The sequence below is a fragment of the Brevibacterium sp. genome (assembly GCF_052105255.1).
GTDB classification, from domain to species: domain Bacteria; phylum Actinomycetota; class Actinomycetes; order Actinomycetales; family Brevibacteriaceae; genus Brevibacterium; species Brevibacterium linens_B.
In genome coordinates this window covers 116,607-138,982 of sequence record NZ_JBQDYQ010000004.1, presented here as the reverse complement: position 1 = coordinate 138,982, position 22,376 = coordinate 116,607, and the positions used below count along the sequence as shown (strand labels likewise).

Here is a 22,376-nt window from a genome sequence, read left to right as displayed (position 1 = left end):
TATCGGTGGTCCCCAACCGCACGATCGGGTGGTCCCCAAAGCTTCAAATACTCACCTGCTATCAAGAACCCACCGAGAGACGCAAGAAGTGTCGCGATGCTAATGATGATCTGGCTGAAGAGTGTTGAATCCATTGAACCTACTTCTCATTCTGCATCGGCCCTGCCTCGTCACAGTGCAGAACGCCATCGCAAAACCTTGCCGTGACGTTGAGCGCGTCGACCCCCTGCATCATCGGAATCGCAATTCGCAGATCGAGCACTCGATCTGCCCGTCGCGTCAATCCATGACCTGAAGTGCAGAAGACGAGGGCCAAGTCTTGTTGATCATCTGCAACGCGCCAGTCGAGGGTGAACGACCGCACCCGCACCGCCATACAAGCCACGAACTAGCCTGCCTCATTACGCCCTTGAATACCCTGCAGCCGGGCTGAGGTCCTCGTCCACGGCACTTGGAACACGATGCCCATAGAAACACGAATACAGCGCCGATCGAGCGGGCCACCACTTCTCGTGTTGGCATCAGCTCCGAGACTCTTCATTCCCCGGGGCAAGTCCCCGGAACCGCTCAAAGAATCTGGAGAGTGCTTCGATGACCCGCTTCTTCTTGTCGCCGTGATTAACCTCGCGGTTAAACCGTGAAACTGGCGGCAGGATTCCGATGATCTCAGTTCCCGCCGTATGCAACTGGCCGTCCCGGAACGCCGCCTCGATGAAAGCTTGCGTCGATTCTGGTTTGAGTCCCTCCGCGTCGATGATCGCCTGGATCTCAGCATCACGTTTGGCTGCGACAAACGCTTCCCATTGCTCGTCGATTCCGCCAAGCTGCGAGACTGACTCAACGAAGTCCTCGACGAGGTCGCGCTTGCTGCGCAGGCTCGGGCTCGCGTCGACGGCGCGCGTGATCTCCGCACGGACTTCTTTGTCGTTGCAGTCGCCCTTCTCGGTGCGGAGTTTCTCGACGAGCATGAGGATGTAGTCGACATTGATCTCGACCTGCTTGACCAGCTCGATCTCGAACACAACGTCGTCGTTGATGCGCTCTTTGTCGCCATCGCGATCACGGGTGAACTCATCGCGAAGGCGGAGGTAGATGCTCGTGTAGTCCTGCCGCTGTCGCTCTGTGAGTGGGTCGTTGCCGTCGAAGTCGTCAAAGGACGTGAGGATATTCCGCAGCCGCAGAATTGCGCCGAATAGCTGGATAAAGTCTTTCTGAGCCTGCTCGCCCACGATCTGCTGCCCGATCGGGAAGCGCGTGACCAGCTCGGTCACCTTGTCGACATACTCGCCGTAGTAGTCCCCGTACGGTTTCAGGAGCACGACGCCGCGGGCATCCTTGTTGCCGAACAGCTCCAGCGCCGCGTTCGTCTCTGCCTCGAGGTCGCGGAAGGCAACGATGTTGCCGTAGGTCTTCACCGAGTTGAGGATGCGGTTCGTGCGCGAATACGCCTGGATCAGGCCGTGCGCGCGCAGGTTCTTGTCGACGAACAGCGTGTTCAACGTCGTGGCGTCGAAACCGGTGAGGAACATGTTCACCACGATGACCAGGTCGATCTCGCGGTTCTTCATCCGCTGCGACAGATCCTTGTAGTAGTTCTGGAACCGGTCCGCGCTCGTGTCGTAGCTGGTCCCGAACATGTCGTTGTAGTCCTGAATCGCGTCTTCCAAGAACGAGCGCGCGTCAAGGTCGAGCGCATCGGTGTCGAACGCTTCATCATCGAGGATGCCGTCGGCTTCGGCCTCGTTCGCGCCGTAGCTGAAGATCAGCCCGATCTTCAGGCGCTTGTCCGGTGGAAGCTCCGCCATCTGCATCTGGAATTGGTTGTAGTAGCGGCGCGCGGCATCGATCGACGCGGTCGCGAACAGCGCGTTGAATCCGCGAACTCGCTTCCGCTCCTTGAGTGCCTCCGCCTGACGCCGACCCCGCACCGAGTCGGCGACGTTCGTCACGACTCCGTGCTCGTAGCTCGATGAGCGCTTCGTCTTCTGATCGAAGTGTTCCAGGGTGTAGGCCACGACGTCCCGGATCCGACGCACGTCCAGGAGAGCTCGCTCGCGGTCGATCGCAGAGACCTGTGAGTCGTCGGGGTTCCCGACCTTGATGGTGTTGATGTAGTCGATCCGGAACGGCAGCACGTTCTTGTCTGTAATGGCGTCAACGATCGTGTACGTGTGCAGCTTGTCGCCGAACGCCTGCTCGGTCGTGCGCAGCTGAGGATTTCCACCGCTGCCGGCGTTCGCGGCGAAAATAGGCGTGCCGGTGAATCCGAACAGGTTGTACCGTTTGAACGCGCGCGTGATGTCGGTATGCATGTCGCCGAACTGCGAACGGTGGCACTCATCGAAGATGATCACCGCGTGGCCCGAGAACACCTCGTGGCCCTTGTTCGCCTTGATGAACGTCGACAGCTTCTGGATCGTCGTGATGATGATCCGCGCACCGGGGTCCTCGAGCTGTTTCTTCAGTACCGCCGTCGACGTGTTTGAGTTCGCTGCGCCCTTCTCGAAACGGTCGTACTCACGCATCGTCTGGTAGTCGAGGTCCTTGCGGTCCACGACGAAAAGCACCTTGTCCACACTCCGCATCTTCGATGCGAGTTGCGCTGCCTTGAACGAGGTAAGTGTCTTGCCCGATCCGGTAGTGTGCCAGATGTAGCCTCCGGCGTCGACGGTGCCGAGTGACTTGTAGTTCGTCGAGATCTGGATCTTCTGCAGGATCCGCTCAGTCGCGACGATCTGGTACGGCCGCATCACCAGCAGGTCGCGATCCGCGGTGAGCACGCAGTACTTCGTCAGGATGTTCAACAGCGAGTGCTTCGCGAAGAACGTCTTCACAAATGCCGTCAGCTCGGCGATCGGCTGGTTGTTCGCATCGGCCCACCAGCTGGTGAACTCAAACGAGTTGCTCGTCTTCCTGCCCTTCCCGGCACCGCCAGACTTCTTCTGCTCGGCCAGGTGCCTGTTGCGGGTGCTGTTAGAGTAGTACTTCGTGAGCGTGCCGTTGCTGATCACGAACAATTGCACGTACTCGAACAGGCCCGAGCCGGCCCAGAAGCTGTCGCGCTGGTAGCGGTTGATCTGGTTGAAGGCCTCGCGGATGTCGACGCCTCGGCGCTTCATTTCGATGTGCACCATCGGCAGCCCGTTGACGAGCACGGTCACGTCGTAACGGTTGGCGTACTTCGCACCGCCCTCGCCAGTGTCACCCTCGCCGCGCCCGATCTCGTACTGGTTGATGACCTGCAGCCGATTGTTGTGGATATTCGTCTTGTCAACCAGCGCGATGTTCTTCGTCGACCCGTCGTCACGCCTGAGGATCTGGACGTGATCCTCCTGGACACGCACGGTTTTTTCCACGATGCCGTCGTTGGCACCCGCGATCTTCGTCGTGTAGAACTGCTCCCACTCAGCATTTGAGAAGGAGATCTTGTTGACCTTCTCGAGTTGCATGCGCAGGTTCGCGACCAGCTCGGCCTCGGAGGTGATCGGCAGGTAGTCGTACGCCTGCCCCTCGAGGAGCCGGATCACCTCGTTCTCGAGTGCAGACTCCGACTGATACGCATCAGCCTGCGATGGATCGTGAACATACTCGGCGACAACCGTGCTCTCCGACGAGACCGCGATCGGATCGAAAGTACGCGCGGGCGCATCGCTCATACAGTCAGCTCCTTGAACGTCAGGAGGCGGTCGCGATAGTGCTCGTACTGCTTGCGACGAGCAGCGAGCTCAGCCGGGAGGCCGATGCTGATGTCGTTGACGAGGCCGTCAAACCTTTCGAGGCGATCAACGATTCGGTTCTGCTCCTCGATGCTCGGAACCGGAATCGTAAGTCCGGTTACCTGCCCCTTACTCAGGTGGGTCTGGTCAACTCCGTTGTCGTGCTTAAGTAGTCCACGGTTGCGGTCGAGCAGAAAGTGAAGAAACTTCGGATTCATCTCTGCAGTCTCCTTCACGGTAATCCGCGCCACCCGCTGGTTGATTGCGTAGCTGTCGTTGCGATCAACAAAGAACGTCCGCGCCAGGGCCCGCCCATTCGGCAGGTCACTAAGCACCAGAGCAACATCGCCAGTTCGCCCCGGCGTGAGCACGTCCGCAAGTGGTACGTATCGATTGGCTTCACCATTCCGGGAGATGAAACGCGCCGTCACAAGTGGAATCTCCGCGCCATCAACCACAAGCTTCTCGTGGGCCTTACCGTTGGCATAAACGGCGACTTCGTCCAGACGGCGGCGGGGAACTTCTTCCTTGAATGTCAGGCACTCGGCACGATAGTGCTCGTACTGGGTTCTCCGGGCTTCCAGCTCCGCTTCCAGCTCCGCTTCCAGCTGAGTGAACTTATCCAGTACTCGCACGATCTCGCGCTGCACCTCGAGAGGCGGCACCGGGATTCGGAACAAGGAGTACTTGCCAATCCAGTGACGAGCATGGTCTTGCGGTTCGAAACCGATGCATTGCATGGCGAAATAAATATAACGAATCAGCGCTGGCGCACCTGCGCGAAGCGTAAGCATCTTCATTGCCGACGACTTCGCTTTGAACGGGAAGTCAACCCATTTGAATGCCGTCGTGAAGTCATCGAAGATCAGTACGGGGGATTCCTGATTCGCCGAATAAACTCCTTTAACTTCATCGGTGTAGCCGAGAATGAACGTCTGCCCGGCGGTCAGGACAGGGGTCGCGTACTCGTCCCGATAATCGGTAGACGCGACGAGGTATCTCCCTGGCTGCTCATAGTCGAGTAGCTCACCAAGACTCATCGTGGGTACCCCATCCGGGCACAGTTCCTGAATCAGTTCATCGATGCGGCTCATGCGAAGAAGTCCTCATCGATCTCTATGACCTTGTAGGTCTCTTTCACTTGCACGCCGACGCCGTACCGGATCATGAGGCTGGTGAGGCGCGTGCCGTCGATCAGGATGATGCGGGTCGGCACGTTCTCGGCGTAGGTGCGTGCGCCGTCGGAGAAGCGGCTGGTTGTGATGAAGACGCCGCTGTCGGCTTTGCCACTGAGTGCTCCAACGAACGCCTGGAGGTCGGGGCGGCCGACAGTGTTGCCGTCTTGGTAACGCTTGGCCTGGATGTAGACGCGGCTGAGGCCGAGGATGTCCTGATCGATGACACCGTCTATGCCACCGTCGTTGCTGAGTTGGGTGACACTGCCGGCCCCGGTGGTGCCACCGTAACCCATTGACAGCAGGAGATCGACAACCGCCTGCTCAAAGAAGCCTGGGTCTTTGTCCTGCAGCCGAGTGAGCAGCTCGACCGCGATCTCGTCGTGGATGCGCTCGATGCCGCTCTGCACCTGCTCGGTAGGAGTCATCGACGACTCTTCTGTCGGAGCGGCCGTTGCAGAATCGCTCGTCTTGCGGGTCGTGGTCGCCACGTACTCGCGGATCGGCGAGCTGGGATCCGCACCGAGCGCCTTGATGTCACGTTCCTTGGCACCGTCCGGAAACAGCTCGATGAGCTGCTTGCCGGCATCGGTGATCTGGTAGTGACCGCGTTTCGGACGCCTGAGCGCGCCGACGTTCGTCAAGAACGAGACGCCCCAGCCGATGCGGTTCTCATACTTGAGAGCGCTCCCGGACGGAAGCATCTCCTTCCTCTGCTCATCGGTGAGCTGCGCCTGATCAGCTACGAGAGGCTGAAACTCGCGCCAGTGGCGGATGATGCCATCGCTCATCACCTTGAGCGTCGGGATCATGAAGCCTTCCCAATTGGGCATGTCCGTCATGACCGCGCACCTTCCAGATCCGCCACGATCTCGTCGATCGCCGTGCGGAGCTCTGCCTGGCGGGCCACGATGCGCGCGATTTCGGCGTTCAGCTCGACGATGTCGACTTCCTCGCGGGTGTCCTCGGCCTCGACGTACGACGACACCGCAATGTTGTAGTCATTCGCGGCGATGTCCTCGTTGCTGACGAAGGTGGTGAAGTAGTCCTCGGGCTCGCGCGTCGTGAACGATTCGAGGATCCTCGCCTGGTGCTCCTCCAGTAGCTTGTTCTTGTTTCCGACGCGCTTGAACTCGGCCGACGCGTCGATGAACAGCACGTCGCTGGTCTTCTTCGACTTCTTCAGCACGAGGATGCAGGTCGCGATCGTGGTGCCGAAGAACAGGTCCGGCGGCAACTGGATCACGGCGTCGATGTAGTTGTTGTCGACAAGGTACTGGCGGATCTTCTTCTCCGCCCCGCCGCGGTACAGCACGCCGGGAAACTCGACGATCGCCGCGGTGCCGTTGACGGCCAGCCAGCTGAGCATGTGCATCGTGAACGCGAGGTCGGCCTTCGACTTCGGCGCGAGGACTCCTGCCGGTGCGAACCGTTCATCGTTGATGAGCAGTGGGTTGGCGTCGCCCTCCCACTTGATGGAGTACGGCGGGTTGGACACGATTGCCTCGAACGGCTCATCGTCCCAGTGCTGTGGGTCGATCAGGGTGTCACCGTGGGCGAGGTTGAAGTCCGCGTAGTTGACGTCGTGCAGGAACATGTTGATCCGCGCGAGGTTGTACGTGGTCAGATTGATCTCCTGGCCGTAGAACCCCTGGCGGACGTTGTTCTTGCCGAGCACCTTGTCGAACTTCAGCAGCAGCGACCCCGATCCGACGGCCGGATCGTAGACCTTGTTGACCTGTGTCTTGCCGACCACCGTGATGCGCGCCAGCAGCTCGGAGACCTCCTGGGGCGTGTAGTACTCACCGCCGGACTTGCCGGCGTTGGCCGCGTACATCTGCATCAGGTACTCGTAGGCGTCACCGAACAGATCGATCGAGTTGTTCTCCCACCGCCCCAGAGGCAGGTCACCGATCGCGTCGAGCAGCTTCACCAGCTTCTGATTGCGCTTGGCGACCGTCGAGCCCAACTTGTTACTGTTGACGTCCATATCGTCGAACAGACCCTTGATGTCGTTCTCGCTGTCCGTGCCCAACGCCGACGCCTCGATGTTCTTGAAGACCCGCTCGAGCGTCTCGTTAAGGTTCTCGTCGTCCGCGGCACGTTCACGGACGTTGGCGAACAGGTCGGACGGCAGGATGAAGAAGCCCTTCTCAGCCACCACCTCGTCGCGCGCGAAGTCCGCCTGCGAATCTGACATCTGCGTGTAGTCGAACGACGCGTCACCGGCCTCATGCTCGCCGTGATTGATGTAGGCCGTAAGGTTCTCGGAGATGAAACGATAGAACAGCATCCCCAGCACGTAAGACTTGAAATCCCACCCGTCAACACTGCCGCGAAGGTCATTTGCGATGCGCCAAATCGTCTTGTGCAACTCGGCTCGCTGCGCCTCTTTGGTGGTCGGTGCCATAGGTCTATCTCCTCCGCGCCACTGCGCAATTACGGTACTGGGTGGTTTACATCTCAGGCTATCGCGCACCACTGACATCGAGTCGAGTCGACATCACTTAGTTGCGTAAAAAGCCACAGCTGCTGCTGCAGTCACGTTCAACGAGTCGACGCCGCCCAACATCGGTATCGTCACACGGCGATCGAGTAGAGCATCAGTTTCCCTCGTGATCCCGTGACCCTCAGTCCCGAACACAAGAGCAAGCTTATCGTGGTCTTCGGCCACCAGATCATCAAGTGTGATCGCGCCGTCCCCCAGCGTCAGGCCGGCCACGACGTAGCCAGCCTCCTTGAGGTCAGCGATGCCCTTCTTCCACTCAGGGATCCGTGTCCACGGCACTTGGAAGACTGTGCCCATCGAGACTCGTACCGACCGCCGGTACAAGGGGTCAGCACATGTGGGTGATACCAGCACAGCGTCGAGGCCCAGAGCCGCAGCATTGCGGAAGGCACTGCCCACGTTGGTATGGTCAACTAGGCCCTCCAAGACCGCAACCCGGCTGCGTCCGCTCGACCCAGCGACGGGTTCCGGATGGGGTATTTTAGGACCACACACGTTCGTATGATCGACGATGTCCTCGATGACGACGAGGCGCCTGGCATCGGCGATCAGGGAGGCGACCGGGGCAAGGACAGGTCGGGCCATCGCGGCCAGCGCACCTCGGTGGAGGTGGAATCCGGTCAGTGTTTCGACCGCGGAATCCGTGCCGATGAAGATCGGCACATCGCTTTCAGAGATGATGTCGGCCAAGTCGAACAGCCATTTCGGGCTGGTCAGGAACGACCGGGGCGACATTCCGACGGCATGAGCGCGGCGGATGATCTTCGAGGATTCGGCGATGAACAGCCCCTCGGCCGGTTCGCGCACGCTGCGCAGGGCGACATCGGTCAGCTGCGTATAGTCGCGCATCTCATCCAAGCCGCCGACGGCCAGATCTGCTTCGTCGAAGAAGCGCAGACGTTCGACGGCGATCCCGAATTCAGCGGACCGGTCGATGACCTGCTGCCGAGTCATGGGAGCCTTGGCCGGAGTATTCACAGCGCACTTCCGTTCACAGTGTGAGGATCCTCCAGATCGCCACGAGGCCGAGGGCCACGATGACGGCGCGCAGCAGCACCGGCGAGAACTTCCGCCCGATACGGGCGCCGTAGTACCCGCCGATGAGGGAGCCGATGGCGATGCAGACGACGGCGATCCAGTTGATCCGGTCGTGGCCGACGATGATGTACGTGCTCGCCGAAACCGTATTGACGACGAGGACGAGGACGTTCTTCAGCCCATTGAGTCGCTGCAGATCATCGGGCAGCAGCAGACCGAGCAGGGCGATGAGGATGATGCCCTGGGCGGCCGCGAAGTAGCCGCCGTAGATTGCGGTGAGGAAGACGACGGTGAGCACGGCGATGTACCGGCCGGTGGACAGGCGATCCCCCGCCGAGGCGGCCCGATGTTCGACCCCGGCGGCCTCGGCACGGCGCAGGGACCGGCTCTTCAGGTAGCGGGAGAGATACGGCTGCCCCACGACCATGATCAGAGCCACGACGAGGAGGACCGGCACGATCGTCTCGAACGCGTCCTCGGGCAGGTGCAGCAGCAGATACGCCCCGGTCAGCGACCCGAGCAGAGAGGCGGGAACGAATCCGAGGATCCGCTTCCACTGCCCCCGCAGCTCTTCACGGTATCCGAACGAGGAGGCGATATTGCCGGGGATGAGCCCCACCGCGTTGCTCATCGTCGACACCACCGGCGGTACTCCGAAGGCGACGAGCGCCGGGAAGGTGATGAGCGTTCCGGAGCCGACGACGGCGTTGATGCCTCCCGCAGCGATTCCGGCGACGATGACCAGGAGGATCTGCCACGGCTCAAGGCTCAGATTCGCCAGGAACTCCATGCTCAGAGGGCGGAACGTGCGTGGTAGCGCTGACCGTCCCGAGTGAGCTTGACGTCGATGCCGAAGGTCGCCGCAAGGTTCTCCGCCGTCAGGGTCTCCTCGATCGGACCAGCGGCCAGATCGGTGCCCTCGGACAGCAGGAGCACATGCGTGATGCCCTCCGGGATCTCCTCGACATGATGGGTGACCATGATCGTGGCCGGCGCCCATTTCGACGAGAGGATCTCCGAGAGCGCACCGAGCAGCTCCTCACGCCCGCCGAAGTCGAGTCCGGAGGCCGGCTCGTCGAGCAGCAGCAGCTCCGGGTCGGTCATGAGCGCACGCGCGATCTGCACTCGCTTGCGTTCACCCTCGGACAGTGTGCCGAAGGTGCGATCGGCTAGATGTGTGATGTGGAACGCGGCCAGCAGATCGCGGGCGCGGTCGATGTCGTCCTGCTCGTATTCCTCCACCCAGCGTCCGGTGACGCCGTACGCGGCGGTGAGCACGGTGTCGAGGACCGCTTCTGAACTGGGAATTCGGTTGGCCAGAATCGTCGAAGCATAGCCGATGCGCGGCCGCAGTTCGAACACGTCGACGCGCCCGAGCTGCTCCTCGAGGATGCTGACGGTCCCCTTCGTCGGATGCATACGACCGGCCGCGAGTTCGAGCAGGGTCGTCTTGCCCGCACCGTTGGGTCCGAGTACCGCCCAGTGCTCGCCTTCGGCGACGGTCAGCGAGAAATCGTCGAGGAGGAAATTGGTCCCCCGGCGCACGGACACAGAATCCAGATTCAGGACTTCACTCATATCCTCAGACTCTATCGCAGTCGAGCCGTCTATCCTGGTTCGACATGGACCTGACGACCGACTCACTGCTGCTGACCCTGGCACTCAACCACCGACTGCGCTCGACCCTGCCCCCTGACGAGGTGACCTCTGCCTTCCTCGACGATGACCGTGATGTTCCTCTCATCGTCGCCGATGAGGTCTTCGCCTCATCCGTCCCCACCGGCCTGCTCCTGTTCATCGCCGAGGCGGCCGCCGCCGGAATCACCCATGCGCGCTTGGCGCTCCACCACCCGTCCCTGCCGCATACGACTCCCCCGGTCGATCGCGCCGCCCGGACGAAGGTCGGACGCCACACCGCCCCCGTCGTCCTCCACCGCGGCGACGAACAGGCGGCGATCGCCCTCATCGGCGCCGAGGCGAACGTCGAGATCCTCGCGTGTGCGCCCACCGTCTTCCGCCCCGTCACGGTCGGAACCGCTCCGGAGGCGCTGCGGCGGCTGCGGCTGCTGGTGATGGAAGGTCTGCGCCTCATCGAGACCATCGACGTCCCCGAGGACTGGCGGCAGGGACCGTGGCGTGACTGGCAGGAGGAGCTGTCGACGCTGCATCCGATCTCCCGACTCATCCCCACCGAGGCGGATTCCCGAGCGATCTACGCCGCCCTCGACATCCACCACCGGATGCGCAGCGTGCTCGCCCCTGCGACGGTCGCGCCGGCCGAGTTCGGGGCGCTGCTGTCTCAGCTGCACCCCGCTGCCGCGGACTACATCATGGCTGTGGCTACGATGAAGGGGTGAATGAGACGCCTGAAGCCACCGCCTCCCAGATTCCCGTCCAGCTGCTCGTCATGGACGTCGACTCGACGTTCATCAACGAAGAGGTCATCGACCTCATCGCCGCCCATGCCGGGGTCGGGGACCAGGTCGCCGACATCACCGAACGCGCCATGGCCGGTGAGCTCGACTTCGCCGAATCCCTGGCCGAACGAGTCGCCCTGCTGACCGGGCTGCCGGAGACCGTGCTCGATGAGGTGCGGGAGCAGATCACCCTCACCGAGGGGGCCGCCGACCTGGTCTCGGCGGTGCACACCTCAGGTGGTCAGGTGGCCTTGGTCTCCGGCGGCTTCACCGCCATCATCGCTCCCGTCGCCGCACAGCTGGGCATCACCGACGTCTTCGCCAACGGACTCGACATCGATGACGGGAAGCTGACCGGGCGGACGAACGGCCGTGTCATCGACCCGAGCGCCAAGGCCGAGATCGTCGAGGATCTGCTCGCTGCCGGCGGATACGATCGTGCCGCCTCGGTGGCGGTCGGGGACGGCGCCAATGACATCGGCATGATCGAGGTCGCCGGTCTCGGAGTCGCCTTCTGTGCGAAGCCGGCTCTCGTCGCCGCAGCAGACGCGTCCGTGGAGACACGTGACCTGCGAGCCGTGATCGATCTTGTGGCTGCCCGTGCAGACGGGTGAGCGATCTCGTCGAGGGCGTGGCACCGGTGCCATAGACCGCTGACTGACCGAAGACGCCTGTGGCGCTGACGAATGTTTCGTCAGCGCCACAGGTGTCTTGGATCGCGTCGGTCAGTCGGAGTGTTCAGACTCCGTGGAAGACTCGGATCTGCGGGGCAGGGTAGTGTCCCGGCTGCACGTCCCAGCTCTCGAGGTCGAAGACCGCGATCGAGGAGGGACGGAACGTGTCGGGAACCCCGCCTACCGGATTGAGGTGACCGACCACCTCGGCGACGGTCGGCTGGTGGCCCACGATATACGCGCACTGCGCATCCGCGGGAATCGAATTGATCGCATCCAGCCAGTCGTCGACGGACCCGGCGTAGAGCGAGGGATCCTCACGCAGGGTCAGCTCACCCGGTTCGTCAAGGTTTCGGCCATAAGCGCGGTTGACCGCTTCGACGACGGCCTGACCGGTCTGCACGGTGCGCCGGGCTGCCGAGGCGATGGCCACATCGGGTGACCAGCGCTCGGCGATCTCGGCTCCGGCTTCGACGGCCTGAGCCAGGCCCTTCGCATCCAGGGACCGTTCGAAGTCGGTGGGACCATGCGCTTCCGCCTTGGCGTGGCGGGCGAGGATGAGCACAGGCATGGGCTGTCTCAGGCTCCGGTGGAGTGGAATCCGCCGTCGACGTGGATCATCTCGCCGGTGGTGGCGGGGAACCAGTCGGAGAGCAGAGCGACGATGGCCTTGCCGGCAGGGGTGGTGTCCTTCTGGTCCCAACCCAGGGGTGCGCGGTCGCCCCACATGTCTTCGAGCGTTCCGAAACCGGGGATGGAGGTGGCGGCGGTGGTCTTCAGCGGTCCCGCCGAGACGAGGTTGACGCGCACACCGTCTTCGCCGACGTACTTCGCGAGGTAGCGGGCGGTCGATTCGAAGGCGGCCTTGGCCACACCCATCCAGTCGTAGACCGGCCATGAGATCGTCGCATCGAAGGTCAGCCCGACGATTCCGGCGCCCTTGTTGAGCACGGGCTTCGCGGCCACGGCGATGGCCTTGAGCGAATACGCGGAGACGTGGATGGCCGCGGACACGGAGTCCCACGGGGTGTCGAGGAAGACCCCGCCGAGGGCGTCCTTCGGGGCGAAGGCGATGGCGTGGACGATTCCGTCGATGTTGCCGCCGAGGCGCTCGGGCAGGGCGTTCAGATCCTCTTCGTTCGTGGCGTCGAGTTCGATGACCTGGGGGGTCTGCGGCAGACGTTCGGCGATCACCTGAGTGATCTTCATCTGGCGGCCGAAGCTCGAGAGGATGACCTCGGCTCCCTGCTCCTGGGCGATGCGAGCAGCGGCGAAGGCGATCGACGCCTCGGTGAGCACGCCGGTGACGAGAATGCGCTTTCCGTCAAGAATTCCCATGGTGGTCCTTTCGAAAGGAAGGTTGTTGCGTGTGCATGACGCCGCTTCGGGCGGTGTCTCTGTATCGAAGTCTACGGGTTGTGGCCCGGCCAGGCCGCATCGTCTGCGGCCCAGGATCCGGTTGTGGCCGGCCCGGCGCCGTCTGGATCAGTGGCCCATTCCCAGTCCGCCGTCGACGGGGATGACGGCACCGGAGATGTAGGCGGCTTCGTCGGAGGCCACCCAGCGGACGACCTTGGCGACCTCACCGGGTTCGGCGAATCGCTTGGCCGGGATGGTGGCGAGATATTCCTTCTGCTGCTTCTCGCTGAGTTCATCGGTCATATCCGTGCGGATGAAGCCGGGGGCGACGACATTGGCGGTGATTCCGCGGGAGCCGACCTCGCGGGTGATGGAGCGGGCGAAGCCGACGAGTCCGGCTTTCGACGCCGAGTAGTTCGCCTGGCCGGGGACGCCGTAGAGTCCCGACACCGACGAGATGAGGACGATGCGGCCCCTCTTCGCGCGGATCATCCCGGTGATTCCGCGCTTGACGGTGCGGAAGGCACCGGTGAGATTCGTGTCGATGACGGATTCGAATTCGTCATCGTTCATCCGCATGAGCAGATTGTCGGCGGTGATTCCGGCATTGGCCACGACGACCTCGACAGGCCCGAGCTTCTCCTCGATCTCGGTGAACGCCCGATCGATCGATTCGCTGTCCGTGACATCGGCGGCCACGGCAAGAGCACCCTCCGGGGCCTGACCGTTGCGGGAGGTGACGGCCACCTTGTCCCCCTGGGCGAGGAATTCCTCGGCGATGGTGCGGCCGATTCCGCGGTTGCCGCCGGTGACGAGGACTGTGCGTGGTTCTGACACGTGGGTCTCCTGTTGATCGACTGTGTTCTTCACATCTGTCGTGGACAAACCTATCCTGTTCTTCGGCCGATGGATACGACTCTCACAAAGGACGAGTATCATGTTTGGCAGTCATCGATCGAAGAAGGATATGGTCAGACACGCTCAGCAGATCACAACGGCAGATACCGCCCTTGATGACGATATGCGGTCCCGGATCATCAAGTATTCGATCACCATGGGCATCAGGACGGTCTGCTTCGTGGCCGCCTATTTCGCTTTCGTCGCCGATCTGCACATCCTCACGTGGATATGCGTGGCAGGTGCCGTCGTCCTCCCCTACCCTGCGGTGATCTTCGCCAATGCGGGCCGCGAACGCACCAGCGATGATCGTTCCGCACTGCTCGAACAGGCCCCGCTGGCGGAGCTGCCGCCGGCGCGCGGTGAGACGATCTCCGGCGACACCCTCGACGGGGAGACCGTCGAAGAGGAAACCGTCAACGACGCAGATCCCGGAGGCGGCGACCGGTACACGACCGATCCAGGCGCGGATCACCAGCACGAAACGATCCGGGGCGAGACGGTCCCGGGAAAGACCATCCCGGGAGAAACCGTTCAAGGTGAGACCGTCGACGACAACGACAACGACGACGACAGGAGGGACCAGGTTTGAGCGAGCAGCTGCAGTGTTCCGCGAAGGAATGCAGGGCGTTCGCGACCCGCGCCCTGCTGTGGAACAATCCCCGCGTCCACACTCCCGAGCGGAAGAAGACGTGGTTGGCCTGTGATGAGCATCTCGTCTATCTGCGTGACTTTCTGACGCTGCGCGACTTCTTCATCAGCGACGTCTCCGTCGACGAGATTCCAGAGGATGCAGGTTGAGCCGCTATTCCTTCCTCTTCTCCGCACGCTGGCTCAAATACATCGCCATGGCGATCATCGTCATCATCGCCTGCGTGTTCCTCGCCCTGTGGCAGAAGGACCGCCGCGATCAACGGGAGCAGGAGATCGCGACGATCACCGCGAACTACTCCGCCGACCCCGTCGACATCACCTCGGTGCTCTCGACACCGGATTCCACGCTGGGCACCACCGATGAGTGGACCCAGGTGGAGCTGAGCGGGGAGTTCTCCGACTCCGACACCGTCCTCGCGCGCAATCGCACAGTCGGAGACACACCCGGCTTCTATGTGGTGACCCCGTTCGAGACCACCGATGGTCCCACGATCGCCGTCGTCCGCGGATTCACCGCCGAACAGGATTCCGTGCCGCCGGCGCCGCAGGGTGAGCAGACCGTTGTCGCTCATCTGCGTCCCGCTCAGGACGGGTCCGAGGATGAGAACCCGAAGGGCCTCATCAAAGCCATCGATCCCGCGCGCATTCCCGGAATGGATGACGCCTATTCGCATGTCTATGTCGAGGCCTCACCGGCGCAGACCGGCGGTTCCCCGGAAGAAGGACTGACCCCGCTGCCGATGCCCGAGCTCGATCCGGGCAACCACCTGTCCTATATGCTCCAGTGGTTCGCCTTCGGAATCATGATCATCATCGCCGTGGTCATCTCGGCCCGTCGTGAGCGCAAGGCCGCCGCAGAGGTGGTCGAGCACGGCTCTGCCGACAACGAAATGGTCGTCATCGACAAGGCCGCTCTCGACGCGGGGGCGAAGATCAGTCAGCCCGGCAGCCGCTACGGCCGCAACCGCTGGGCATCACCCACCGTGCGCGGGCAGGCAGAAGCCGACGAGGATGCCTTGTTCGAGGAGCGCTTCCGCTCACAGTGAGCCGGCTCAGGCGAGCGTGACGAGGTCGAGGTACGTGTCGTTCCACAGGTCCTCGTCGCCGTCGGGCAGCAAGAGCACGCGGTCGGGATCGAGCGCGGACACCGCACCTTCATCGTGGGTGACGAGCACGATCGCACCTTCGTAGCGGCGGATCGCTGAGAGGATCTCCTCACGGGAGGCGGGATCGAGGTTGTTCGTCGGCTCGTCGAGCAGCAGCACGTTCGCACTCGAGACCACGAGCGTGGCCAGCGCCAGACGCGTCTTCTCTCCACCGGAGAGCACTCCGGCAGGCTTGTGCACATCGTCACCGCTGAACAGGAACGATCCGAGCACATTGCGCACCGCGGTGTCATCGAGATGCGGGGAGTTCCGCGACATGTTCTCCAGAACGGTGCGCTCGAGGTCGAGAGTCTCGTGCTCCTGCGCGTAGTACCCGAGCTTGAGACCGTGCCCAGGCACGACTTCTCCGGAGTCGGGTTCGTCGAGTCCGGCGAGCAGACGCAGCAGCGTCGTCTTTCCGGCACCGTTGTAGCCGAGAACGACGACTCGTGTGCCCTTGTCGATGGCAAGATCGACACCGGTGAACACCTCGGTCGAACCGAAGCTGCGAGAGAGCCCTTCGGCCGTCAGCGGCACACGTCCGCAGTCGGCCGGGGCCGGGAAGCGCAGATTCGCAACCTTCTCCGTGGCGCGTTCGTCCTCGAGCCCGGCCAGCAGCCGGTCGGCGCGCTTGGCCATCTGCTGGGCGGCGACCGTCTTCGTCGCCTTCGCCATCATCTTGTTCGCCTGAGCGTTGAGCGCCGCGGCCTTCTTCTCGGCATTGGCACGTTCGCGGCGGCGACGCCGCTCATCGTCCTCACGCTGTTTGAGGTAGAGCCGGTAGCCCATCGAATAGATGTCGATGGTCTGACGGGTGGCATCGAGGAAGAAGACCTTGTTGACCACTTCGTCGATGAGGTCGAGGTCGTGGCTGATGATGATCAGACCACCGGAGTAGGCCTTGAGATGGTCGCGCAGCCACAGCACGGATTCCGCGTCGAGGTGGTTCGTCGGCTCGTCGAGGATCATCGTATCCGGAGCCGAGAACAGGATCCGGGCGAGTTCCACACGCCGGCGCTGACCGCCGGACAGCGTCCCGATCTCCTGGCTGATCAGTGCCTCGTCGAGGCCGAGGTTCGCGGCGATGGCGAAGGCTTCGGACTCGGCGGCATAACCGCCGGCGGCGATGAACTCGGCTTCGATGCGCGGGTACCGATCGATGGCCTTCGTCGCCACCTTCTCGTCCGGTGAGGCCATCTGCCGTTCGGCCTTGCGCAGACGCTTGACGAGGACGTCGAGGTCGCGCACCGAGAGGATGCGTTCCATGCCGGTGGCGGTGAGGTCACCGCTGCGCGGATCCTGCGGCAGATAGCCGACGGTGCCGGAGATCGACACGGATCCGGATTGAGCCGGGTGTCCGCCCATGATCACCTTGGTCAGGGTCGTCTTGCCGGCGCCGTTGCGGCCGACGAGACCGACCCGGTCGCCCTTGTCGACGCGGAAAGACACTTCGGACATGAGGGTGCGGGCGCCGACGGCGACTTCGAGGCCGGAGGCCTGAATCATTCTGTCTCCAAACTGCGGCCGATGAGTTCGGCCAGAAATTCTTGGGGGTGGATGCCGCGGGCCCGAGCCCGGGCGACGAGTTCATCCGCGACTGAGGACGGCACACGGCAGGATACGACAGTGGTGTCCGGCCCGGCTGCTGCGGTCACGGGCGCGACGGAAACGTCGTCCTGAGCAACGGGTTCCGTCGAATCGTCTGCCGGTTCGCCCGCCGTCGCGGTCGACGTCCCCGCGGGGACGTATCCGGGGCCTTCCGGCACGGGCGTGCCCTTCTGGAAGGCGGTCGCTGCCGCACGTGCGCGATCATCGGCGGCCTCATTGAGTTCGTGGTTGTTGTGTCCTTTGACCCACTCGAACTCGACCGTCCGCCCGCTCAGTGCCTCATCGAGAGACGCTAAGAGGTCCTTGTTGAGGACTTCTTTTCCATCGGCTTTCTTCCACCCTCTGCGTTTCCACCCCGGCATCCATTTGGTCAGGGCGTTGATGACGTACTGCGAATCACAGTATATCTTCAGCTCGTCGTCGCTGTCCGCGGTCGACCGGAGCAGGTCGAGGACGGCCATGAGCTCACCGCGGTTGTTCGTCGCGTTCTTCCACCCGCCGGCGTGCCAAGAGGTGTCGTCGATGTACCAGGCCCACCCGGCGGGTCCGGGGTTGCCGAGCGCGGATCCGTCTGCGGCAGCGATGATCGTCAATGGTTCTCCTTGGAAAGTCGGATTCCATTCTTTCACGCCGCACTCGGGGTCTCCGGCCGCGGGGCGGTGATCTCCGCGACCCGGCCCGGAGACGATGGCCGGATCGGACGACGATCGCCGAGGCGGGGCGACCTTCTCAGGTCGCCCCGCCTCGGCGATGTGATCGTCCGCGTCCCCACGGGGACGACAGTCTGTTCGACTCAGTCGACGACGAGTTCAGATGTTGAATCCGAGGGCACGCATCTGTTCGCGGCCGTCCTCGGTGATCTTCTCCGGTCCCCATGGCGGCATCCAGACCCAGTTGATCCGGTAGGCCGGCACGATTCCCTCGAGCGACTGTGCGGTCTGGTCCTCGATGACGTCGGTCAGCGGGCAGGCCGCCGAGGTCAGGGTCATCTCGATCACGGCGGTGCCGTCGTCTTCGACCGAGAGTCCGTACACGAGGCCGAGGTCGACGATGTTGACACCGAGCTCGGGATCGACGACGTCCATCATCGCCTCGCGCACTTCGTCGACGCTGGCATTCTGCGGTGCGTCAATGACTTCAGGCATTGTGTTTCTCCTCACGAGCTGCTTGTGCTTGGTTGAGTGCGTCCTTGAACGCCATCCATGCCAGGAGAGCGCATTTGATCCTGGCCGGGAACTTCGACACTCCGGTGAACGCCGCGGCGTCCCCGAGGATCGACTCATCCGCGTCCATTGTCCCACGGGAATGCATGAGTTCGTGGAACGCGCCTTCGATCTCGAGCATCTGCGAAACGGAGGAATCGGCGGCCAGTTCGGACAGCACTGAGGCCGAGGCCATCGAGATCGAACAGCCGTCGCCGGTCCACCGCACCACGATCGTGCCGTCCTCACGCAGTTCGGTTTCGAGTTCGATCTCATCGCCGCACGTGGGGTTCACCTGATGCGAATGTCCGTGCGGTGACGATGCTGCGTCCCGGAGCAGTTCGGTGTTGCCGATGCGTGCCCGCGACTGGTCGAGGATGACCTGCTGGTAGAGCTGCTGCATCTGTGTGCTCATCGCTTCACTCCCCTCCTCAGGCTACTCCGAAGAAGGGCCGCACTTCCGCCAGAGTAGAAAGGAAGCGCGTGCAGTCTTCGACGTTGTTGTACAGATACGTGCTCGCCCGCGTCGAAGCGGTGACCCCGAATCGGCGGTGCAACGGCTGAGCGCAGTGGTGGCCCACCCGCACGGCGATGCCCTGCGAGTCGAGGTACTGTCCGACGTCGTGGGCGTGCACGCCGTCGACGTCGAAGGCCACCGTCCCGATCCGGTCCTCGGCCTCGCCGAGGATGCGGATTCCGGGGATCTGGTCGATCCCGTCGAGGAGGACTCGGGCGAGCTCCTTCTCATGTTCGAGAACATTGTCCAAACCCACCTCGGTGAGGTAGCCGATCGCTGTCGCGAATGCCGCCACCTCGGCGACCGGCTGAGTGCCGGCCTCGAACCGCTGCGGAGCGGGCATGAACTCGGTCTCGGCCATGGTCACCGTGGTGATCATGGATCCGCCGGTGAGCACCGGCGGCAGAGCGTCGAGCAGTTCGGACTTGCCCCACAGCACACCCAGACCGGTGGGGCCGAGAGCCTTGTGAGCGGAGAAGGCGGCGAAGTCGACGTCGAGGTCGACGAAGTCCACCGGCAGATGCGGTACGGACTGGCAGGCGTCGAGCACGACGTAGGCTCCGACTGCGCGGGCCCGTTCGACGAGGCGGTCGACCGGGTTGATCGTGCCGAGGACGTTGGAGACGTGCGTGAACGCGAGCACTTTCGTCGATTCGTCGACGATCGTGTCGAGGTCGGTCAGATCGAGTTCACCGGAATCGGTGACCGGCAGCCAGCGCAGCTGTGCTCCTGTGGAGGCGGCCAGCTGCTGCCACGGCACGAGATTCGCGTGATGCTCCATCTCGGTGACGACGATCGAATCACCGGGGACGAGGGAGAAGCGCTCTGCGTCGTCTCCCCCGAAGCCGTGGCTGGCCCGATCCATGCCGAGGGCCACGATGTTGAGCGCCTCGGTGGCGTTCTTCGTCCAGCACACCTGTTCCGGTGTCCCGCCGACGAGTCCGGCAGCCGCGATCCGACCGTTCTCGAAGGCGTCCGTGGCCTCGACGGCCAGGGAGTGTGCGCCTCGGTGGACGGCGGCGTTGCGCTGCTGGAAGTACTCGACGAAGGTGTCGATGACGCACTGCGGCTTCTGCGATGTCGCGCCCGAGTCGAGATACGTCAGCGGCGACTCCCCGACCCTCACATCGAGGATCGGGAAGTCGCCCCTCAGACGTGAGAACATCAAGCCTTCTCGAAGAAGCGGTCGTAGCCTTCGTTCTCGAGGCGTTCGGCCAGTTCCGGTCCGCCTTCCTCGGCCACCTTGCCCTGGATGATCACGTGGACGTGATCGGGCTTGATGTAGTTGAGGATGCGCGTGTAGTGAGTGATGAGCATGATGCCGACGTCCGTGGCGTCCTTGACGCGGTTGACGCCTTCGGAGACGATGCGCAGCGCGTCGACGTCGAGGCCGGAGTCGGTCTCGTCGAGGACGGCGAACTTCGGCTTGAGCATCTCGAGCTGCAGGATCTCGTGGCGCTTCTTCTCGCCGCCGGAGAAGCCTTCGTTGACATTGCGCGAAGCGAAGGCGGGATCGACGCGGAGGTTCTCCATCGCCTGCTTGAGGTCCTTGGTCCAGTTGCGCAGCTTCGGAGCCTCACCGTCGATGGCGGTCTTGGCCGAACGGAGGAAGTTCGTCACGGTCACGCCGGGAACCTCGACGGGATACTGCATGGCCAGGAACAGTCCGGCCTTGGCACGCTCGTCGACGGACATCTCGAGGACGTCCTCGCCGTCGAGGGTGACCGTTCCGGAGGTCACTTCGTACTTGGGGTGGCCGGCCAGAGCGTAGGCCAGGGTCGACTTGCCGGAGCCGTTGGGGCCCATGATGGCGTGGGTCTCGTTCGTGTTGATGACGAGGTTGATGCCGTTGAGGATGGGCTTGAGACCGGTATCGGTGTTGACACCGACGTGCAGGTCTTCGATTGCGAGAGTGGACATAATGATCCTTCTTCTTCGGTCTTGAGTCAGTTCAGGGTGGTGTTCGGGTCGACGAGGATGCGGCCGGCGATCTCTCTGCAGTCATAGACGGCGACGGGTTCGAACGCCGGCGGATTCACCGGTTTGCCCGTCGTGAGGTCGAACTGCGAGCCGTGCAGCCAGCATTCGATGGTGCAGTCCTCGACGTCTCCTTCGGCCAACGACACCTCACCGTGGGTGCACAGGTCGTCGATGGCGTGGATGGTGCCGTCGGAGTCGCGAGCGATGCAGATCTCGTACTCGCCGACCTCGATGCGCATGGTGCCGCCGGGAGCCACCTCGTCGGTGGCTGCCACGTCGATCATGGTCACAGAACACTCCGGGACAGTTCGTCTTCGATGCGTTCGTTGAGCACGTCTTCGATCTCGGGCACCTGGATCTTCTGGATCACTTCGTTGAAGAATCCGCGGACCACGAGCTGACGAGCGACATCCTCGGGGATGCCGCGGCTCATCAGGTAGAACAGGTGCTCCTCATCGAAGCGACCCACCGAGGAGGCGTGGCCGGCACCGGCGATGTCACCGGTCTCGATCTCGAGGTTCGGCACCGAGTCGGCGCGGGCGCCATCGGTGAGGATGAGGTTCCGGTTGAGCTCGTAGGTGTCGATATCGAGGGCTTCGGGACGGATGAGCACATCGCCGATCCACACGCTGCGCGCGTCCTTGCCCTGCAGAGCGCCCTTGTAATGGACGTTCGACTGGGCCTTCGGCGAGTTGTGGTCGATGTAGGTGCGGTGCTCGAGGTGCTGACCGGCATCGGCGAAGTAGAGTCCGAGCAGTTCGGCCTCTCCCCCGGCTGCCGAGTAGCGCACGTTCGTGTTCAGGCGCACAACGTCACCGCCGAGGGTGATGTGGATGTGCTTGAACTTCGCATCCTTGCCCACGATCGCATCGTGCTGACCGAGGTGCTGGGAGCCATCGTCCCACAGCTGGAGCGATACGAAGGTCACGTCCGCACCATCGCCGATGACGAGGGAGACGAGTTCGGAGTACCGGGCCAGTCCCTCGTGTTCGACGACGATGGTCGCCTTCGAATTCGCACCGACCGTGACGACGACATGGCCGTGGCCGAGTGCCTCACCGGTGCCGTCGGCGTGGATAATTGCGGCCCGCTCGAGTTCGGTGTCCGCGGGGACCGAGTAGTGCGTCACCGCAGAGGCGCGGTTGGCGGCGACGGCCGCGGCGCGGTCCTCGGGCTCGAGGATGCCCAGTTCTTGAGCCGACTCGAGCGAGATCTCCTCGACGGACAGTCCCGCGGGCAGGTCCGACTCGAACTTCAGCGTCGCCTCGGTGGCGGTGTCCTCGAAGAACTCGCTGAACTTGCGGACAGGAGAGAAGCGCCATTCCTCCTCCCGGCCGGTGGGCACGGGGAAGTCGGCGACATCGAAGCTGCGCGTGCGCGCATCGCGCTTCGAATCGGGCACCTGGACCTCGGAACCGTGCGAGTGCTCCGAAAGGCCAAGCGGATTGGTGGTATCAGTCACAGATTTACTCCTTTGAGTGCAGT

At 63.0% G+C, this 22,376-nt stretch carries 23 protein-coding genes; 5 read left to right on the top strand and 18 right to left on the bottom strand.

What is annotated here, in order from left to right:
* Positions 1-521: 521 nt before the first annotated feature.
* The 7 genes from ACTIIH_RS02735 to ACTIIH_RS02705 all read right to left on the bottom strand — a co-directional run bounded on the left by ACTIIH_RS02735 (position 522) and on the right by ACTIIH_RS02705 (position 10,016).
* On the bottom strand, positions 522-3,656 hold the full coding sequence (locus tag ACTIIH_RS02735) for a type I restriction endonuclease subunit R (RefSeq protein ID WP_441450328.1): 3,135 nt from the start codon (positions 3,654-3,656) through the stop codon (positions 522-524).
* Entirely contained in the window at positions 3,653-4,810 is a 1,158-nt protein-coding gene (locus ACTIIH_RS02730; RefSeq protein WP_441450327.1) for a restriction endonuclease subunit S, read from the bottom strand. The genes ACTIIH_RS02735 and ACTIIH_RS02730 overlap by 4 nt, the downstream gene beginning before the upstream one ends.
* Positions 4,807-5,733 carry a restriction endonuclease gene (locus ACTIIH_RS02725; RefSeq protein WP_441450326.1) on the bottom strand — a complete coding sequence of 309 codons (927 nt, stop codon included), beginning with the start codon at positions 5,731-5,733 and terminating at the stop codon, positions 4,807-4,809. The genes ACTIIH_RS02730 and ACTIIH_RS02725 overlap by 4 nt, the downstream gene beginning before the upstream one ends.
* A complete protein-coding gene (locus ACTIIH_RS02720; RefSeq protein WP_441450330.1) occupies positions 5,730-7,301 on the bottom strand; it encodes a type I restriction-modification system subunit M in 1,572 nt (523 codons plus the stop codon). The genes ACTIIH_RS02725 and ACTIIH_RS02720 overlap by 4 nt, the downstream gene beginning before the upstream one ends.
* 93 nt (positions 7,302-7,394) lie before the next feature.
* A complete protein-coding gene (locus ACTIIH_RS02715; protein WP_441450325.1) occupies positions 7,395-8,354 on the bottom strand; it encodes a TrmH family RNA methyltransferase in 960 nt (319 codons plus the stop codon).
* A 37-nt stretch (positions 8,355-8,391) separates the two neighbouring features.
* On the bottom strand, positions 8,392-9,228 hold the full coding sequence (locus ACTIIH_RS02710; RefSeq protein WP_441450324.1) for a sulfite exporter TauE/SafE family protein: 837 nt from the start codon (positions 9,226-9,228) through the stop codon (positions 8,392-8,394).
* Between the two features lie 2 nt (positions 9,229-9,230).
* The gene (locus tag ACTIIH_RS02705; protein WP_025778409.1) at positions 9,231-10,016 is read right to left on the bottom strand and encodes an ABC transporter ATP-binding protein; all 786 of its coding nucleotides are present in this window, start codon (positions 10,014-10,016) and stop codon (positions 9,231-9,233) included.
* Between the two features lie 44 nt (positions 10,017-10,060).
* Here ACTIIH_RS02705 and ACTIIH_RS02700 point away from each other — a divergent pair, with 44 nt between their 5' ends.
* Together ACTIIH_RS02700 and serB are read left to right on the top strand one after the other, a co-directional pair.
* Positions 10,061-10,795 (top strand): hypothetical protein, encoded by a 735-nt coding sequence (locus ACTIIH_RS02700; RefSeq protein WP_101593467.1) that lies wholly within the window; start codon positions 10,061-10,063, stop codon positions 10,793-10,795.
* The gene (serB, locus tag ACTIIH_RS02695) at positions 10,792-11,469 is read left to right on the top strand and encodes a phosphoserine phosphatase SerB (RefSeq protein ID WP_441450323.1); all 678 of its coding nucleotides are present in this window, start codon (positions 10,792-10,794) and stop codon (positions 11,467-11,469) included. The genes ACTIIH_RS02700 and serB overlap by 4 nt, the downstream gene beginning before the upstream one ends.
* Positions 11,470-11,593: 124 nt before the next feature.
* Here serB and ACTIIH_RS02690 read toward each other — a convergent pair whose 3' ends face one another.
* From ACTIIH_RS02690 to ACTIIH_RS02680, 3 genes are all read right to left on the bottom strand, one after another.
* Positions 11,594-12,100, bottom strand: coding sequence for a SixA phosphatase family protein (locus ACTIIH_RS02690; protein WP_441450322.1), 507 nt, complete (start codon positions 12,098-12,100; stop codon positions 11,594-11,596).
* 8 nt (positions 12,101-12,108) lie between these two features.
* On the bottom strand, positions 12,109-12,867 hold the full coding sequence (gene fabI / locus ACTIIH_RS02685) for an enoyl-ACP reductase FabI (RefSeq protein ID WP_025778413.1): 759 nt from the start codon (positions 12,865-12,867) through the stop codon (positions 12,109-12,111).
* Positions 12,868-13,014: 147 nt separating this feature from the next.
* Positions 13,015-13,725 (bottom strand): beta-ketoacyl-ACP reductase, encoded by a 711-nt coding sequence (locus ACTIIH_RS02680; protein ID WP_441089942.1) that lies wholly within the window; start codon positions 13,723-13,725, stop codon positions 13,015-13,017.
* Positions 13,726-13,855: 130 nt separating this feature from the next.
* Between ACTIIH_RS02680 and ACTIIH_RS02675 the strand changes: the two genes are divergently transcribed.
* Genes ACTIIH_RS02675 through ACTIIH_RS02665 form a run of 3 tightly spaced genes read left to right on the top strand, consistent with a single transcriptional unit; the run spans position 13,856 to position 15,485 of the window.
* Positions 13,856-14,377, top strand: a complete 522-nt coding sequence (locus ACTIIH_RS02675; protein WP_441450321.1) for a DUF3099 domain-containing protein — start codon at positions 13,856-13,858, stop codon at positions 14,375-14,377.
* Entirely contained in the window at positions 14,374-14,586 is a 213-nt protein-coding gene (locus ACTIIH_RS02670) for a hypothetical protein (RefSeq protein ID WP_441089945.1), read from the top strand. The genes ACTIIH_RS02675 and ACTIIH_RS02670 overlap by 4 nt, the downstream gene beginning before the upstream one ends.
* Positions 14,583-15,485 carry an SURF1 family cytochrome oxidase biogenesis protein gene (locus ACTIIH_RS02665; protein WP_441089946.1) on the top strand — a complete coding sequence of 301 codons (903 nt, stop codon included), beginning with the start codon at positions 14,583-14,585 and terminating at the stop codon, positions 15,483-15,485. Before ACTIIH_RS02670 ends, ACTIIH_RS02665 begins: the two co-directional genes overlap by 4 nt.
* 6 nt (positions 15,486-15,491) lie before the next feature.
* Here ACTIIH_RS02665 and ACTIIH_RS02660 read toward each other — a convergent pair whose 3' ends face one another.
* The 8 genes from ACTIIH_RS02660 to sufD all read right to left on the bottom strand — a co-directional run bounded on the left by ACTIIH_RS02660 (position 15,492) and on the right by sufD (position 22,353).
* Positions 15,492-17,090 carry an ABC-F family ATP-binding cassette domain-containing protein gene (locus ACTIIH_RS02660; RefSeq protein ID WP_092013696.1) on the bottom strand — a complete coding sequence of 533 codons (1,599 nt, stop codon included), beginning with the start codon at positions 17,088-17,090 and terminating at the stop codon, positions 15,492-15,494.
* Positions 17,087-17,785 carry a ribonuclease H family protein gene (locus ACTIIH_RS02655; RefSeq protein ID WP_441089947.1) on the bottom strand — a complete coding sequence of 233 codons (699 nt, stop codon included), beginning with the start codon at positions 17,783-17,785 and terminating at the stop codon, positions 17,087-17,089. The genes ACTIIH_RS02660 and ACTIIH_RS02655 overlap by 4 nt, the downstream gene beginning before the upstream one ends.
* 216 nt (positions 17,786-18,001) lie before the next feature.
* The gene (locus ACTIIH_RS02650; protein ID WP_025778421.1) at positions 18,002-18,337 is read right to left on the bottom strand and encodes a metal-sulfur cluster assembly factor; all 336 of its coding nucleotides are present in this window, start codon (positions 18,335-18,337) and stop codon (positions 18,002-18,004) included.
* Positions 18,330-18,809, bottom strand: coding sequence for a Fe-S cluster assembly sulfur transfer protein SufU (gene sufU, locus ACTIIH_RS02645; protein ID WP_441089948.1), 480 nt, complete (start codon positions 18,807-18,809; stop codon positions 18,330-18,332). The genes ACTIIH_RS02650 and sufU overlap by 8 nt, the downstream gene beginning before the upstream one ends.
* Before the next feature lie 16 nt (positions 18,810-18,825).
* A complete protein-coding gene (locus ACTIIH_RS02640; protein ID WP_441450320.1) occupies positions 18,826-20,076 on the bottom strand; it encodes a SufS family cysteine desulfurase in 1,251 nt (416 codons plus the stop codon).
* Positions 20,076-20,831, bottom strand: coding sequence for a Fe-S cluster assembly ATPase SufC (gene sufC / locus ACTIIH_RS02635; protein WP_441089950.1), 756 nt, complete (start codon positions 20,829-20,831; stop codon positions 20,076-20,078). Before sufC ends, ACTIIH_RS02640 begins: the two co-directional genes overlap by 1 nt.
* A 26-nt stretch (positions 20,832-20,857) precedes the next feature.
* On the bottom strand, positions 20,858-21,181 hold the full coding sequence (locus ACTIIH_RS02630) for a non-heme iron oxygenase ferredoxin subunit (RefSeq protein WP_441089951.1): 324 nt from the start codon (positions 21,179-21,181) through the stop codon (positions 20,858-20,860).
* Positions 21,178-22,353: a Fe-S cluster assembly protein SufD gene (gene sufD, locus ACTIIH_RS02625; RefSeq protein WP_441089952.1), complete on the bottom strand. Its 1,176-nt coding sequence runs from the start codon at positions 22,351-22,353 to the stop codon at positions 21,178-21,180. Before sufD ends, ACTIIH_RS02630 begins: the two co-directional genes overlap by 4 nt.
* Positions 22,354-22,376 lie beyond the last annotated feature (23 nt).

What these genes read in the sequence shown, in the direction of transcription:
- ACTIIH_RS02735 (WP_441450328.1), bottom strand. Translation starts at nt 3,656, where the DNA reads ATGAGCGATGCGCCCGCGCGTACTTTCGATCCGATCGCGGTCTCGTCG.
- ACTIIH_RS02730 (WP_441450327.1), bottom strand. Translation starts at nt 4,810, where the DNA reads ATGAGCCGCATCGATGAACTGATTCAGGAACTGTGCCCGGATGGGGTA.
- ACTIIH_RS02725 (WP_441450326.1), bottom strand. Translation starts at nt 5,733, where the DNA reads ATGACGGACATGCCCAATTGGGAAGGCTTCATGATCCCGACGCTCAAG.
- ACTIIH_RS02720 (WP_441450330.1), bottom strand. Translation starts at nt 7,301, where the DNA reads ATGGCACCGACCACCAAAGAGGCGCAGCGAGCCGAGTTGCACAAGACG.
- ACTIIH_RS02715 (WP_441450325.1), bottom strand. Translation starts at nt 8,354, where the DNA reads ATGACTCGGCAGCAGGTCATCGACCGGTCCGCTGAATTCGGGATCGCC.
- ACTIIH_RS02710 (WP_441450324.1), bottom strand. Translation starts at nt 9,228, where the DNA reads ATGGAGTTCCTGGCGAATCTGAGCCTTGAGCCGTGGCAGATCCTCCTG.
- ACTIIH_RS02705 (WP_025778409.1), bottom strand. Translation starts at nt 10,016, where the DNA reads ATGAGTGAAGTCCTGAATCTGGATTCTGTGTCCGTGCGCCGGGGGACC.
- ACTIIH_RS02700 (WP_101593467.1), top strand. Translation starts at nt 10,061, where the DNA reads ATGGACCTGACGACCGACTCACTGCTGCTGACCCTGGCACTCAACCAC.
- ACTIIH_RS02690 (WP_441450322.1), bottom strand. Translation starts at nt 12,100, where the DNA reads ATGCCTGTGCTCATCCTCGCCCGCCACGCCAAGGCGGAAGCGCATGGT.
- fabI (WP_025778413.1), bottom strand. Translation starts at nt 12,867, where the DNA reads ATGGGAATTCTTGACGGAAAGCGCATTCTCGTCACCGGCGTGCTCACC.
- ACTIIH_RS02675 (WP_441450321.1), top strand. Translation starts at nt 13,856, where the DNA reads ATGGTCAGACACGCTCAGCAGATCACAACGGCAGATACCGCCCTTGAT.
- ACTIIH_RS02660 (WP_092013696.1), bottom strand. Translation starts at nt 17,090, where the DNA reads ATGATTCAGGCCTCCGGCCTCGAAGTCGCCGTCGGCGCCCGCACCCTC.
- ACTIIH_RS02650 (WP_025778421.1), bottom strand. Translation starts at nt 18,337, where the DNA reads ATGCCTGAAGTCATTGACGCACCGCAGAATGCCAGCGTCGACGAAGTG.
- sufU (WP_441089948.1), bottom strand. Translation starts at nt 18,809, where the DNA reads ATGAGCACACAGATGCAGCAGCTCTACCAGCAGGTCATCCTCGACCAG.
- ACTIIH_RS02640 (WP_441450320.1), bottom strand. Translation starts at nt 20,076, where the DNA reads ATGTTCTCACGTCTGAGGGGCGACTTCCCGATCCTCGATGTGAGGGTC.
- sufC (WP_441089950.1), bottom strand. Translation starts at nt 20,831, where the DNA reads ATGTCCACTCTCGCAATCGAAGACCTGCACGTCGGTGTCAACACCGAT.